The sequence below is a fragment of the Paenibacillus sp. NPDC056579 genome (genome assembly GCF_042793215.1).
Taxonomy (GTDB): domain Bacteria; phylum Bacillota; class Bacilli; order Paenibacillales; family NBRC-103111; genus Paenibacillus_S.
Genome location: NZ_JBHTVD010000014.1, coordinates 142972 through 156960 on the forward strand (window position 1 = coordinate 142972; position 13989 = coordinate 156960).

Genomic DNA, 13989 nt, shown 5'->3' on the forward strand with positions numbered 1-13989 from the left:
GAATATTTTACGCGATGGCCTTCTATAACATGATTCTAGTCATATTTTAAAGTTAGATCTGGATACTAATCACCTGCACAAGAAGTACCCTACGCAAAATAGGACTATTTAGCTTTTCTGGGAGGAGAATCATGAACCCATCTTATCCTGTTTATCCTTACATCGGCATGGTGCAACGGACAGTAACGACCCCGATAACATTCCCGCCGCAGCATCAGAATCGAGTGCCTGGCTTGGAATGGATGATGCATCCACGGCCTATTTTCGATTATGCAGGCTATGTAGGGAGCGGTAAACTTAAGGGGAAAGCTGCAATTATAACGGGTGGAGACAGTGGCATCGGCCGGGCGGTAGCCGTTGCATTTGCCAAAGAAGGCGCCGACTTAACCATTGTCTACTTTGATGAGCATCATGATGCACAAGAGACTAAACAATACGTGGAGGCACTGGGAGCACACTGCTTACTCCTGTCCGGAGACCTACGGATTCCTGATGTCTCTATTCAGGCAGTGAAGCTTACCATCAGCACGTATGGGCGTTTGGATATTGTAGTGAACAATGCTGCCGTACAGCCCTACACAAGAAGCATCCTCGACGTTTCGGACGAACAATTGGAGAACACGTTCCGCACCAATATCTTCCCCTTGTTTTACATAACCAAAGCGGCATTGCCTTATTTATTACCGGGGAGTTCAATCATCAGCACCGCATCCAGGGTAGCTTATGAAGGAGATAAAGATGTGATTGACTACTCTGCAACCAAGGGAGCTATCGTCTCCTTTACCCGAAGCATGTCGCTATCGCTCGCCGATCAGTGGATCCGGGTAAATGGGGTGGCTCCCGGACCTGCCTGGACTCCACTCACAGTAAGCACATACCCTGCCGAGCATCAATTGACCTTCGGGACTGACAATCCGATGGGCGAGCAGTTCAACCCTTCGAACTGGCCCCCGCCTATGTTTATCTAGCCTCCAATGACTCCGCCTTTGTTACAGGTCAAATCCTTCATGTTAACGGAGGCGAAATCCGTTATACATAGACCTCCTTCCTGCTGGATTTTGAGCTTGCAGCTTCGCTTATTGAGCGAACATGGAGCCGTTGGTCCATACCACAACGTTAAAAGGAGACACGGCTTTGTCTCCTGCTAGCAAGCAAGGGAACCATAACGCGGCGGCTTCTTCGCCGGCAAGGAACGCTGCTCTAATTATTGGAACCGCTCAGCGGACGTCATTCTGGCGCCATCGTCAGGATGGCGATTTTTTTTGCCATAAAATCAATCGCTGCGGTGACAGCTAACCAAACAAAGCAAGAAAGGTGGACATATAGTAGAAGAGTATGCTTTTGTGAAATGAACTGAAACATTAAAGAATCGAGGAGTGGAAGGCATGGTAAAAACCTCACCGAAGCGAAAATCTCCTGTCCGACCTAAAACAAACAGCAGCCGGCATTCAACGAAGCCTCGAACCTATGCTCAATCACGCTCAAACCAGAAGCGTAAACAAATAAAATCTGTAGTCAAGCAACCCAAAACACCGATGAAGTCGACGCAAATAAAGCCGAAAATTATTGCATTTTATCTCCCGCAATTTCATCGGATTCCCGAGAACGACCTTTGGTGGGGTGAAGGCTTTTCGGAATGGACGAATACGCGCAAAGCGAAGCCGCTCTTCCCAGGACATTATCAGCCAAGGGAGCCTCAAGGCGACCACTATTATGATCTGATCAATCCTAAAACAAAAAGCTGGCAAGCCGAATTAGCCCGGCACTTCGGCATTTACGGCTTCTGCTATTATCACTACTGGTTTAAAGGGAAGCTGTTACTGGAGACTCCGCTGCAGCAGATGCTTGAATCGGGCAAGCCGGACTTCCCGTTTTGTTTATCTTGGGCGAACGAGTCATGGACCAGGGGATGGGACGGCGCGGACCACGAAGTCCTAATGCCTCAGCAGTACGGTAACAAAGACGATTGGAAGCGGCACTTCGAATACTTATTGAGGGCTTTTAAGGATCCGCGCTACATTCGAGTGAACAATAAACCGCTATTCGCCATTTATCGTCCGGCTACTATTGAACATTGCACGGCTATGATGAACTATTGGCAGCAGTTGGCCAGACAGCACGGCCTAAAAGGCATTCATTTTGTCGAGACGCTGAGCGGATTCCCCCGCAAGCCTATGGACGGTTTTCAAGCAAGCTTGCAGTTTGAGCCGTTATATACCACAACCCACGATCTTCCGGAGAACGCCTTCTCAGAGATCGTTATTAGAGAGAACTCGATGGAAACTGACGAGAAAAAGCTGAGGTTGTACAGCTATGACAACATATGGAACCGGATAATAGCCCGCGAAATCCCCTCTTCCGGCAAGCCGTCATACTTGGGGGCTTTTATAGACTGGGATAATTCCCCGAGAAAAGGGGAAAATGCCTCCTTTATTTACAATGGAGCCACGCCTGCAAAATTCGGAGCCTATCTACAGCAGCAGCTCGGAAGGGCTAAGCGATCAGGAACTGAATTTGTGTTTATCAACGCATGGAACGAATGGGCGGAAGGAACCTACCTGGAGCCGGATAAAATATTCGGACTCCAATATTTGGAGGCGGTAAAGCATGCATTGGAGAGTGAGTCGGTATGGCCCTTGAAACGTTCTTCTCAACCTCAGAAACGCAGACCCAAGATGCGGACAAGGAAAACACCGCTAAGTAACAAACATAAATAAAGACCAGCATCGCAAGATAACCTATTCTCTATTGCTGTTTACAACCTGAATAAAAATTGGGGTCTTTTTTTATTGCCATTTTTTCAAAAACCACTTATATACCTAAGAACTATCAAATGGGTTCGCATATTCTATTATTGGAAGTCAATCTAGCAAAGAAAGGATGGATAGATATGCCGACTTTTGATAGTATCAACGTAACCGGAAATGCAGAAGTTCAGGGTGATTTTCAAGTTGACGGTAACCAGACAGTTCAAGGCGACTTTCAAGTTAATGGGAGTCAAACGACACAGCAACACTTAGGTGTAGGAGGAAGCTTAGCAGTAGACGGTACCACTATATTAGGCGCCGGAAGTACACCAATTGTTGGTCATTTAAGTTCTACTCAAGTAATACCTGGTGTCAATTTTGGAACGGTTAATGCTCTTACCACAAGTACTGTAACTATTTTTATTAGTGGTGTAAATTTTGGTGATAATGTATATGCTTCTGCAGATGGAGGATTATTCCCTCAGTTCGTATGGGTTGCCTTTGTAGCAGCTCCCAACTTTGTTGCTATCCGGGTTGCAAATATTTCAAATATAAATTTAGCAGTTCCTACTACAACTTGGCATGTTGATGTGTGGAAACATTAAAGCAAGCTAATGGTCATTTCTCAAACGCCAATACTAGGCATTTTTTTAGGTCAACCGTAGCCTTACGGTTGACTTATTTTATTTAGGTCAGTTCCCTCCATGTATTTAGGCTTTTTTTCCTTTCCAATGGCGCCTTTTTAAGGAGTGAACCTTCTCTTATGCAGAGGTGCTTCTCTGTATCCTCACCATATGGCCTTCACGAATAGAAATTACGTCGTCCTGCTCGGAATGAAGTTGTATTGAACAATGAGGCCCGGGACTCCATTCGTATATCCCCCCGATCCACGTGTGCCCGAATTTCACTTCCATGTAACAGCCGTGGCGGACCGGCTCGCCTCCGACGACATGCACCGGCTCCTCCCCTTCGCTTCCATGGCCCAGCTCGATGGGAGCTTCAACAATATCGTTACCAGGCTCCAGCCAAGCCTTCATTGCAGCAAATATCGGCTGCAGACGCTGCCCTCGCTCGGTTAGATCGTACTCGACGTGCAGAGGCACCTCCGTGAAGAGAGTCCGCGTCAAAATGCCCTGCTCTTCCAGCATTCGCAAACGATCGGTAAGTGTTTTCGGGCTAATCGGATCCAAGGCGCGGCGCAGCTCCCCGAATCGTTTTACCCCATTGAATAATTCGCGAAGGAGAAGCAGCGTCCATTTCCCCTCCAGCATTTCCAGCACCGGCTCAATAGAGTCTGAGCATTCCTCGTTAATCATCCGTTTATCCCCCTTAGTTCATTTTTTGAAACTATTGCACTTTAATGTAACTACTTTTCAAATATACCATGGGGGATTATTCTTGTGGAAGGAGCTACAAGAAAATAAGCAGCTTGCAAATCAATAGTAAAATGGAGGAATATACAATGAAAACGATTCTATGGGCAACATTAACCGCTAACGGTAACTATGCGCAGTCTAGTCCTGACAACCCGCCAAAAAAAGAAGCTCTGGGCGATTTCGCAATCCAGGCCAAAGCCGCCGGTAATTTCATCGTCGGCCGCCGGACATTCGAGAGCATGCTGGCAAGCGGCGGAGGCTCCGGCTTCGAAGGGATAGACATCGTGGTCTTATCCCGGAAGACTCACGATATTTCAGGCGTAACGTTCGCGGGGTCTCCGCAGGAAGCGCTTCGCTGCTTGCAAAATAAAGGCCATCATACCGCTCTGCTTGCGGGCGGCGCAGATCTGCACAATGCTTTTTTGAAGGAGAGGCTTGTGGATGAAATCTTGTTTAATGTCGCACCCGTTCTGGAAGGAAAAGGACTTCAACTGCTGATTGACACAGATCGCTATCAATACAAACAGGTTGAGCTGCTGGATTCCAAATCCCTTGGAGGCGGCGTGATCCAGCTGCGCTACGCAGTAGGCAAGTAATGGGCGAACCAACGCAAACAAGGAACTCTTGTCCGTCCCAGCAGTAAAGCTGCAGACAGCAAGCAGTTCCTTATTCCGGTGCATGATGAAACAAGTGTTCCATCCGACAGGCCCCTCGGCTGCTTATCGGATACGCGGGAACGTAATCCAACCGAGCAGGTTGATTCTCGACTTCTTTCCTTTTTCCCGGACTTGGCTTATAAATTCGCCGAGAAAGCTTTCCCATTTCAAGCCGATTTCTTTTTTGGCGCTGTCGTTTTCCAGAACGGTTCTCACGCTCAGATTTAATGCCGTTTCCAGATGCGCCAGAGCTTCGCGCAAATGGAAATCGATATTTTGCTCCGTCATGACAAAATACTCCTCACCTATCATGTGTTCATTGCTCGTCGGAATCCAGCTGCGCAATTTCCTTATCCAGCTGCCGCTTCATTCTTTCGAACTGCGCTTCCGCGAATATATCTTCGACCTCTTCTCTTGCCATCTGAAGCATCGATTTGGCGCGATCCAGTAATCCCGCTTCGCCCGGATTACCTCCGGGAACGAGCGGCCGCAAGGCCGACTTGGCGATCGGCAGCAGGGCGGAAGCGGCGAACGCAAGCGAAGCGCCGATAATGATTTTCTCGAGATTTCTTTCCAGCATTAGTCATCCCTCCGGTAATAGCGCTATGTACAGACCAGCATACATGTGCTGCCTATATTAAGCGGCTGCATGAGCAAAGCCCGGCGCGGTGCGGATCTTATCGTCTCCTTGCTTGCTTCGCAGAAGAGCCAGCACCGGCTTCGATAGCAGCGATACGGAGCCCGCTACCCCCAACACAGGGATCCAATGCCTCAATGCAAGCGGCGCCGTATGGAAAAACCCTGCCAAAGACGGGATATACAAGGCTCCAAGGAGTGCGATCCAGGAGACTCCCAGCGCGCCCAGCAAAAACCGGTCTTTGGTCCAATCGCGAACCGTTTCTTGCGAGCCCTCCTGGCGCCACGAAAAGGTTTGGAACAATTGTCCGGCGACCAAGGTGGCGAAAGCGATACTTTGAGCAACAGGCAAAGGCACACCTGAAGCAAGGCTCACGGCAAACAAGCCGACGCCCCCTACGCCGAGGAGCACTCCTCGGGTCACTACTTTCTTGTACAGCTCTTTATCGACGATATCCTGGCGTTTCGTCTGCTTGGTTTTGTTACCGGGATTGACCGCCAAAATCATCGCAGGCAAAGCATCCGTGATCAAATTCATCAGCAAAATCTGAATTGGCACCAGAGGGATAGGAAGTCCTGCCATAACTGCGGCGCTGGTGACGATAATCTCGGCCAAATTGCCGGTTAGCAAGCAGCCCAGCGCTTTGCGGATGTTGCTGATAATGGTCCGGCCTTCTTTGACGCCATCCACAATCGTCCCGAAATGGTCCTCGGTCAGAACCATATCCGCCGTTTCCTTGGTCACTTCCGTCCCGGTTCTGCCCATCGCAATCCCGACGTTGGCCTGCTTGATGGCCGGAGTATCGTTGATTCCGTCCCCGGTCATAGCAACGATGTGACCGCGCTGCTGCAAAGCTTTCACAATGCGCAGCTTATGCTCCGGTGTAACCCGCGCAAAGATGGAGATCTGCTCCACCGTCCGGGTCAGCTCCTCGTCCTGCATCCGGTCCAGCTCGTGACCGGACAAGACGCTGCCGGCTCCAGTGGCGATCCCCAGCTGCTTCGCGATAGCTATCGCCGTAATCGGATGGTCGCCGGTAATCATCACCGGCTTGACCCCCAATGCCAGCGCTTCACGGATGCTGTTCTGCACATCCGCCTTGGGAGGATCCATCATCCCCGCCATACCGATATAGATCAAGTCGTTCTCATCTATTCCTTGCTCACCGGCGTCCTCGTCGACCTCACGGTAGGCAAAGGCAAGCACGCGAAGCGCGTCGGCCGATAGCTGCTCGTTTTGCTTCAAAATATGCTGCTTCTGTTCATCCGTCAGAGGGTAGACGTTTCCGTCCTTTTGATATCTGCTGCAGTGACGGACAATCGTCTCCACCGCGCCTTTGGAGAATACATAGCATTCCTTCTCCGTTCGAGTATCTTTGCAGACGACGCTCATTTTTGCCGTCCCCGAGTCGAACGGAATTTCAAGCCCGCGATGCCAGTGGGACAAGTCCTTCTCCCATAAGCCGCTCTTCGCAGCCAGCGTCAGCAGCGCCCCTTCCGTAGGGTCGCCCTTGGCCGTCCATCGGCCATCCTCCTGCTCCAGCCGGCTGTTGTTGCACAGAACGCAAATTTCCAGCAGCCGCCGCAAATCAGGGTTATTGCGGCTGCCGGCATCATCGCTTACGGCAGCCAAGGCTGCGGCCGTTTCCGGGATGCGCTCCTCCAGCGTTCCGGTCGGATCGTACCCGTCTCCGGTTATCGCCCAGCTGCGATTGACCGTGGACAGCACCTTCACGGTCATTTCATTTTTTGTTAACGTACCGGTTTTGTCCGTACAGATGACGGTGGTTCTGCCCAATGTTTCCAAGGAAGACAGCTTGCGAATCAGGGCTTTTTTCTTGGCCATACGATAAATGCCTGCGCTCAAAGCGATGGTGATCGTAACCGGAAGCCCTTCGGGAATGGCTGAAGCAGCCAATGCGATGGAGGTCGATACCATTTGGGTAACCGGGATGCCGCGCAAAAGCCCTGTGACAAAGACAAGGCCTCCTGCTACTAGAGCCCCTTTCATAAACTTTTTGCTGATAGACGTTACTTTTTCCTGTAAAGGCGTGACTTCTTTTTCTTGGGTCTTCAATAAGGACATCAAATGGCCCATTTCCGTATTCATCCCGGTGTTGACCACGATGCCGGTTCCTTTGCCTCCGCACACGTCGCTGCCCATAAAGAGCATATTGCTTCTCTCGGCCAGAGGGCAGTCCTCCTGCAGCGGAGCTTCCTGCTTTTCTGCGGGAAGCGATTCTCCGGTCAGCGCAGCTTCGTTGACTCTTAAGCTCCAGGAACGGAGCAGGCGGATATCCGCAGGAACGCGGTCCCCAGCTTCCAGGCATACGATATCTCCCGGCACCAGCTCGGCGGCGGACATTTCGACTTGCTGGCCGTCACGGATCGTTTTGCATGCCGGAGACTGGAACTGGTTCAGCCCTTCTACGACCTTCTCCGCTTTGCGTTCCTGTATCGTTCCTACAGCCGCGTTAGCAAGCAAAATGGCCCCCATGGCCAAACCGTCGAACAAGCCTCCGGTAAATAAAGCAAGAACAGAGGTGCCGAGCAATATTAACGTGGTAAATTCCTTGAATTGGCCTAAGTAAGACAGGAGCCACGGAGTCGGCTTCCTGCCGTCTAAGCGGTTCCAGCCGTAGAGGCTTCTCTGTGCGGCAATTTGCTCCTGACTCAACCCTTGCAGCGGGTTAACACGAAGCTCTCCTGTGATTGTGTCGGCCGGTAATGCATGCCATGCTGCAGCTTCCGCCGTCGCGGCAATTTCTGCGAATACCGAGGATCGTGGCAGCAAAGGCTGCGATTCGCTTACTTTTTTCGTTCTAGACATAAATACCAGCGACAGCGCATCGGCCGTCAAATTTACAATGGGGGCGCTTAACACGCCGAAGGTAGCCAGTGCGCCTCCCACCCAATTCCACTTCTTGGTTAGCTGCACATGCTGATGGACCGTACGGTCGATTCGCTCAGCGAACCGGGCGCTTTCCTCCAGCCCCTTCAGCTCGTGGACGGCAATGGACGGAATTCCCGCTTCCTTCAAAACAGAGCGGTTCTCCGGCTCCGATCCGGTAACCAACAGCACCTCGTCGCCCTGCTGCTGCATGACGGCGATTCTTTCAATCCATTCCCCGGGCTCCAGCTTGCTCCAGCCAGTATCCCAATGATACTCGGACAGGACCGCGTCACTTAAGCCTGAGCTGTTGCGCAGAAGACCGATACGCCAGCCGTTTCCGCTTAACGAAGCGGCGGCAAGGCCGTATTCATTCGGGTCTGCTTCCTGATGCCGGACGATCAGTCCGAGACATTGTCCTTGCTTCTGATCATGCTTGCCGACAAAAAGAACGCCGCAGCCTTTGCGCAGCAGCCTTCGTGCCTTCAACTCAAACGGAGTGCAGTCGATGCCGTTCTCCTGCAAATATTTGTAGCTGCCGAGCAGAACTCGGCTGTCGTTAATTTTACCTTGAATCCCCTGCTCGTCCTCCGTCACATGAAAAGCGGTTCGGATCGTCCGGCAGGTTTGCTTTGCTTTATTCCATATCTCTTCTCTCCACGGATGGTTCATTTTCTCCATCAACGAAGCTGCATAGCAAATAATTTTGTCCGAGTCTTCCTCCTCCGCAGTCAGGCATTCGATCTCTTCCACCTGCGGTCTATGTAATAGGAGAGAAGCGTCTTCTATTAGTAATGTTCGCGTTCTTGCAAGCTGAGCCAATGAGCCTTTGGCCGGAATGACATAATTTCGCTCGTTCGAAACCTGCTCCGCTTGCTTCCAGGCGCATTGGGCGGGAATCGTCATCGGCCGCGGATTTGCTGCCAGCAGCACGGCGATAGCCCGCAGCGGATTGCGGGTGACGGCCCAAGTAATTCCTGCAGCGATCATCCCCCATTTGCCCGCTTTTTCGCTGTATCGTTGAATGTCGGGCGACAACGCAATCTCTTTGCCCTGGAGCAGCGATTGGCTCCGCCTCCAGTTTACATACTGCAGGATGCTCAGCCCGGCCAGCACCACCAGATTTTCACGCACAAGCGCCAAGGCGAGAGCGCTTGTTCCCAAGACGAGATCCGAATTGATTTGTTTCTTGTCCGCCAAAGCCTGTACTCCCCTCTTAAGGAAGGGATAGCCCGTGACGACAGATACTAGAGCCGACATATAAAAGGGAGCCGGGCTTCGGGCCAATGCGGATCGTCCCGTAATAAGCTGCTTGACTCCCAGAGCCGCCAAACCGCCCATGGATAAAGCCAATGGAAGAGGAAGCTTCGCTTGAGGAGATTGAGCCGTAGAGTCCGGCGGCTGAGGGAGTGTTCTTAAATCTTCCGGAAGCTCGTGCTCCACGGCAGCGGCTGCTTCCTGCTCTGCAGGCTGCTCCATTTCCAGGACCGCCTGTTCCCGCTCTGCAGGTTGCTCCATTTCCAGAACCGCTTGTTCCCGCTCCGAACCGGAAAGCTCCCGCTCAGACCCGCACAGTTTAACCATTGAAGCCGAAGCCTCCTGCACCGGCTGCCCGCTTTCCAGTTCACGAATCAGCTGAAATATATGCTGGACCGCGATTTGCTTTTCATCATATACAACAAGCAATCTGCCGGAAATGATGCAGGGCTCGGCTTTCAAAATCCCCTTGCACCAATGAAACGCGGTACCGATCCTTTCTGCAACCGCCCGATTCCCCTTTAAGCCGCAGATTTCTATTCGAATTCTGCCGGGCAATATTCTCAGAAATCTGTCTTTACTATTAGAAGACATCCTTTACTCTCCTTATCCAAAAAACGTCAAGCAAAATTTAGTGATTGGACTAGTATTTTTCGCTCCAGACCGAATTATGCATCGTTGGTACGATAAATTTCGACAGGAATAGAAATTGCATTTTTATGGAAGCCTGATTAGAAATTGCATTGAGACAAAATGATGGAAAGGTGAGTTTTCTATGGCTAAATTACTTCCATATGGTATCGCGCTGGCGGCAGCCGGAGTGCTTTTCGCAATTTCACCGGAGGCGAGAAAGGCCGCACGTAAGCTTGCGGTAAAAGGGGCTGGTGCCCTGCTTGAGATAACGGATCAAATCAAGGAAGCTTCGTCCCTTCTGCAAACTAAGAGCACAGAAAACGACAAACCGACGGAGCATTGGTTAGGATAATTCTCCTTGATTATTCCAGTTATAGTTTGCAAAAACGGTGGCACAATTTTAATCACAATCTTATTTATAACTTAAGGAGACGATGGATATGTGGCAAGGCGGATCCCTTTGGACAGGGCTTATCTCTGGGGGACTGACTCAACTCCAAGACACCAGAAGCTTAACCAGCGGAGATATGGACAAGAAGCAATATGCGGTGAAAACATCCGGTAACGTAACCGGCGCTTTAGGCGTTATGGCCGGAGTGGAGTATGGAGCCATTCTCGGAACGAGTGTGATGCCGGGTGTAGGCACAGTAGTCGGCTCGATTGTCGGGGGTTTGCTTGGCAACAGCCTTGGACAAACTATCGGTCAACAAGCGGGACAGGCTCTTGTAAACAATCCTTTAGTGAATAATATGGCAAGGTCCGCGGTCCATACAACAGAGGAAGTATTGCCTAACCAGCAATAACGGGCTGAATTTATACAGCTTTCATAATAACTCGCTAGGTCGTATAGCGGGTTATTTCACTTCTTTTTACATTCCGTATAGGAGCTGTTGGCTATGTTAAATCAGGATCAAGAGGAATCGGTAATTTCGTTTCGCTGCAGCGCAACCTGGCAGCTGTTTCAAAAGCTCAGATCGATCTTGTTTCGAAAATAAGTTTGGGCGGTGTTGGCTATAGTGGAAACCATAACAGACCTGACGATAGCGGATAACCGCTATATGAACCGCGAGCTCAGCTGGCTGCAGTTCAACCGGCGCGTTCTTCAGGAAGCGGAACATCATAGCACGCCGCTGTTGGAAAAAATGAAGTTTCTATCCATCGTGTCAACCAATTTGGATGAGTTCGTCAGCATTCGTGTGGCGGGAATCATGGATAAAGTGAAATCAGGTGATCGTACCGCCGATTTTACAGGCTATGTGCCGGAAGCGCTGCTGCGCAAAAGTATCGCAATGATAAATACGTTGGTCGAGGATCAATATAAGTCGTTTCATCAGGTTTGCGGGCAGCTTAAGGATAACGGAATAATGTTTACGGATATGGAGGCATTGGATTCTGCCGAGCTGCAGCAGCTGGAGGAGTATTATATGGAGAGCATTTTGCCGGTGCTGACTCCTTTGGCGGTGGACCGCAGCCGTCCTTTTCCATTGCTCCGCTCCAAGAGCATCTATATCGCAGTCATTTTAAAGCAGCGGAAGACGGATCCGGATTCGGAAGCCCATCTCGCACTGGTCGAAATCCCGGCGAATCTGCCTCGCTATATCGAGGTTTCCTCCACGGAAGGTCATCCTGAGAGACGGTTTATTCTCATAGAAGCACTGATCAAACAACATATTCATAGGCTGTTTACGCAATATGTGCCGGTCTCCCTCCATGCATTCCGCCTGACCCGAAATGCGGATTTGACGCTGGATGAGGAAGGCGCAGAGGATTTGCTGGATGAAATGGAAAGAGCGCTGCAAACCCGAAGATGGGGAGCGCCGGTGCGTCTGGAATTGGAAAACAGCTTTAATCCTCATGTGCTGAAGCTGCTGGAAGCGGAGCTGGAAATCGACGACGATCATCTCTTGCTGACAAGCAGCGGGCCTATTGATTTAAGCTTTCTGATGGATTTCTCCTTCTCGTTATCCGGATACGATCATTTGAAATACCCGGCATTCAACCCGATCTATCCGCAGGAGCTGAGCCATGCCGATTTCTTCTCGGTGCTGCGCAGCCGGGATGTCATGGTATTTCATCCGTATGAATCGTTTGACTGCGTGAATGATTTTGTGCAGCAGGCCGCTAACGACCCGTCCGTTCTGGCTATCAAAATGACCTTGTACCGCTCCAATGGCGATTCCCATATTATTCAGGCGCTGAGCCGCGCGGCGGAAATGGGCAAACAGGTGACCGTCGTCGTAGAGCTCAAAGCGCGCTTCGATGAAGCGAGAAACATTGAATGGGCCCGCAAATTGGAGCAAGCCGGCTGCCACGTCGTATTCGGGCTGGCGGGCTTGAAGATTCATGCCAAGATGACGCTAGTAGTACGCCGGGAAGCCGGATCCTTGCAGCGTTATGTGCACGTGGCGACCGGCAATTACAATGAGGTCAGCGCCCGTATTTTTACGGATATCGGCCTTTTCACCTCCAATCCGCAGATCGGAGAAGACGTAGCCAATTTATTTAACAAAATTACGGGATTCGCCGTTCCGAGCTGGAACTGCCTGAGCGTCGCTCCTACGCATCTAAAGCAGCAGCTGTTCCAATGCATACAACGGGAAGCGGAGCATGCTTCCGCAGGCAAGCCGGCTCGCATGATCGCCAAAATGAATGCATTATCCAACCGTGAAATGATTGATATGCTCTACTCCGCTTCGCAGGCCGGTGTGCATATCGATCTGATCGTCCGCGGCATCTGCTGCTTGCGGCCGGGAATTCCCGGCTTAAGCGAGAACATTACGGTACGCAGCATCGTAGACCGGTTTCTTGAGCATTCGCGAATCTTTTATTTCGAAAATGACGGCAGTCCGCAAATTTGGCTGTCCAGCGCAGATATGATGACGCGAAATCTAGACCGTCGGATTGAATTGATGTGTCCTGTTAGCGACACGGAGCAGAAGTCCCTTCTCTTCCAATTGCTTTCGCTGCTGCTGGAGGACAATGTAAGAGCTCGGCAGCTGCTTTCCGACGGGCAATATCGAATGGTGGACAACGAAGCCCCCCGCGTCCGAAGCCAATCCGACGCCAAGCTGCTGATCGACAAGAAAAACCGGCTCGCCGACCGTCCTCAAGACGAGTCATCGGCTGCCGGCTTCCCATTCGAAACCTATGCGGATGAGCAACAGCCCGGATCCGTTATGTATCACTAGCTGCTCCCGGCTTCTCTGTATATTGAAGAAGGATAGCCTGAAGCTTATCCAATAGCTGTGGGGCCAAATCGAGCATTTTGCCGTACAGGCTGTTTCCTTGCTCCAGCGAAACCGTCTGCACCCCGTTCTTTCCTATGATCAAAAAAGCCAGCGGCGTTACGGACACTCCTCCCCCGGTACCGCCGCCAAACGGCTTTCCCGCCTCAAGGTGCTCCCGAGAATACATTCCTAGCTCGCTCCCTCCCGCAACAAAGCCATAGCTCACTTTGCACACCGGAATAATGATGCTTCCGTCCGGGGCGACAACCGGATCCCCCACGGCCGTATTGACACTGACCGTTTCCTTCAATTGCTGCATCGCCGTTTGGACAAACGAATGTAATGGATGCTCTGATGGCATATTGGCTGTACCTCTCGATATCGTTCTCGATAAGCTTTACAAGCCAGTGTAGTCATCCTCCATACAGATTAAACGAATAAACAACTAAAAAACAAAAATGACCATTGTAATCAAAGGGCAAATAATTTATAGTTTTGGGGTAAAGGGGAGGTGGTAAGCATGGCAATTCGAGATTGCTGTAACCATATCGGCTCATGCAAAGCCTA

At 50.8% G+C, this 13989-nt stretch carries 10 protein-coding genes and 2 pseudogenes; 7 read left to right on the forward strand and 5 right to left on the reverse strand.

The window, feature by feature from the left end; all coding sequences use genetic code 11:
• Positions 1 to 131: 131 nt before the first annotated feature.
• The 3 genes and pseudogenes from ACFQ88_RS34710 (at position 132) to ACFQ88_RS34720 (ending at position 3352) form a co-directional block, all read left to right on the forward strand.
• A pseudogene (locus tag ACFQ88_RS34710) lies at positions 132 to 1039 on the forward strand (SDR family oxidoreductase).
• A gap of 496 nt (positions 1040 to 1535) precedes the next feature.
• Complete coding sequence (locus tag ACFQ88_RS34715; RefSeq protein ID WP_379461887.1) at positions 1536 to 2717, forward strand: glycosyltransferase WbsX family protein; 1182 nt, start codon at positions 1536 to 1538, stop codon at positions 2715 to 2717.
• Positions 2718 to 2890: 173 nt separating this feature from the next.
• A complete protein-coding gene (locus ACFQ88_RS34720) occupies positions 2891 to 3352 on the forward strand; it encodes a hypothetical protein (protein ID WP_379461889.1) in 462 nt (153 codons plus the stop codon).
• Positions 3353 to 3766: 414 nt separating this feature from the next.
• Here the strand turns inward: ACFQ88_RS34720 and ACFQ88_RS34725 are convergent.
• Positions 3767 to 4063: pseudogene (locus ACFQ88_RS34725) on the reverse strand (winged helix-turn-helix transcriptional regulator); the annotation flags it as partial.
• Positions 4064 to 4209: 146 nt separating this feature from the next.
• On the opposite strand from ACFQ88_RS34725, the gene ACFQ88_RS34730 reads away from it, so the two are divergent.
• Positions 4210 to 4719, forward strand: a complete 510-nt coding sequence (locus ACFQ88_RS34730) for a dihydrofolate reductase family protein (RefSeq protein WP_379461891.1) — start codon at positions 4210 to 4212, stop codon at positions 4717 to 4719.
• A 123-nt stretch (positions 4720 to 4842) separates the two neighbouring features.
• Here the strand turns inward: ACFQ88_RS34730 and ACFQ88_RS34735 are convergent, their stop codons facing one another.
• Genes ACFQ88_RS34735 through ACFQ88_RS34745 form a run of 3 tightly spaced genes read right to left on the reverse strand, consistent with a single transcriptional unit; the run spans position 4843 to position 10156 of the window.
• Positions 4843 to 5067 carry a hypothetical protein gene (locus ACFQ88_RS34735; protein ID WP_239629991.1) on the reverse strand — a complete coding sequence of 75 codons (225 nt, stop codon included), beginning with the start codon at positions 5065 to 5067 and terminating at the stop codon, positions 4843 to 4845.
• A 28-nt stretch (positions 5068 to 5095) separates the two neighbouring features.
• Positions 5096 to 5359, reverse strand: a complete 264-nt coding sequence (locus ACFQ88_RS34740; RefSeq protein WP_379461894.1) for a DUF5132 domain-containing protein — start codon at positions 5357 to 5359, stop codon at positions 5096 to 5098.
• A gap of 57 nt (positions 5360 to 5416) precedes the next feature.
• Positions 5417 to 10156, reverse strand: a complete 4740-nt coding sequence (locus ACFQ88_RS34745) for a cation-translocating P-type ATPase (protein ID WP_379461896.1) — start codon at positions 10154 to 10156, stop codon at positions 5417 to 5419.
• Positions 10157 to 10337: 181 nt separating this feature from the next.
• Between ACFQ88_RS34745 and ACFQ88_RS34750 the strand changes: the two genes are divergently transcribed.
• The 3 genes from ACFQ88_RS34750 to ppk1 all read left to right on the forward strand — a co-directional run bounded on the left by ACFQ88_RS34750 (position 10338) and on the right by ppk1 (position 13383).
• On the forward strand, positions 10338 to 10547 hold the full coding sequence (locus tag ACFQ88_RS34750; protein WP_379461898.1) for a hypothetical protein: 210 nt from the start codon (positions 10338 to 10340) through the stop codon (positions 10545 to 10547).
• Positions 10548 to 10635: 88 nt separating this feature from the next.
• On the forward strand, positions 10636 to 10998 hold the full coding sequence (locus ACFQ88_RS34755) for a glycine zipper domain-containing protein (protein WP_379461900.1): 363 nt from the start codon (positions 10636 to 10638) through the stop codon (positions 10996 to 10998).
• A gap of 213 nt (positions 10999 to 11211) precedes the next feature.
• Positions 11212 to 13383, forward strand: a complete 2172-nt coding sequence (gene ppk1 / locus ACFQ88_RS34760) for a polyphosphate kinase 1 (protein ID WP_379461902.1) — start codon at positions 11212 to 11214, stop codon at positions 13381 to 13383.
• Here the strand turns inward: ppk1 and ytfJ are convergent.
• On the reverse strand, positions 13370 to 13783 hold the full coding sequence (ytfJ, locus tag ACFQ88_RS34765) for a GerW family sporulation protein (RefSeq protein WP_379461905.1): 414 nt from the start codon (positions 13781 to 13783) through the stop codon (positions 13370 to 13372). The genes ppk1 and ytfJ overlap by 14 nt on opposite strands.
• Positions 13784 to 13989: the final 206 nt, after the last annotated feature.

Excerpts from the sequence above, each read along its gene's own strand:
- ACFQ88_RS34715 (WP_379461887.1), top strand. The coding sequence starts at position 1,536 with ATGAAGTCGACGCAAATAAAGCCGAAAATTATTGCATTTTATCTCCCG.
- ACFQ88_RS34720 (WP_379461889.1), top strand. The coding sequence starts at position 2,891 with ATGCCGACTTTTGATAGTATCAACGTAACCGGAAATGCAGAAGTTCAG.
- ACFQ88_RS34730 (WP_379461891.1), top strand. The coding sequence starts at position 4,210 with ATGAAAACGATTCTATGGGCAACATTAACCGCTAACGGTAACTATGCG.
- ACFQ88_RS34735 (WP_239629991.1), bottom strand. The coding sequence starts at position 5,067 with ATGACGGAGCAAAATATCGATTTCCATTTGCGCGAAGCTCTGGCGCAT.
- ACFQ88_RS34740 (WP_379461894.1), bottom strand. The coding sequence starts at position 5,359 with ATGCTGGAAAGAAATCTCGAGAAAATCATTATCGGCGCTTCGCTTGCG.
- ACFQ88_RS34745 (WP_379461896.1), bottom strand. The coding sequence starts at position 10,156 with ATGTCTTCTAATAGTAAAGACAGATTTCTGAGAATATTGCCCGGCAGA.
- ACFQ88_RS34750 (WP_379461898.1), top strand. The coding sequence starts at position 10,338 with ATGGCTAAATTACTTCCATATGGTATCGCGCTGGCGGCAGCCGGAGTG.
- ACFQ88_RS34755 (WP_379461900.1), top strand. The coding sequence starts at position 10,636 with ATGTGGCAAGGCGGATCCCTTTGGACAGGGCTTATCTCTGGGGGACTG.
- ytfJ (WP_379461905.1), bottom strand. The coding sequence starts at position 13,783 with ATGCCATCAGAGCATCCATTACATTCGTTTGTCCAAACGGCGATGCAG.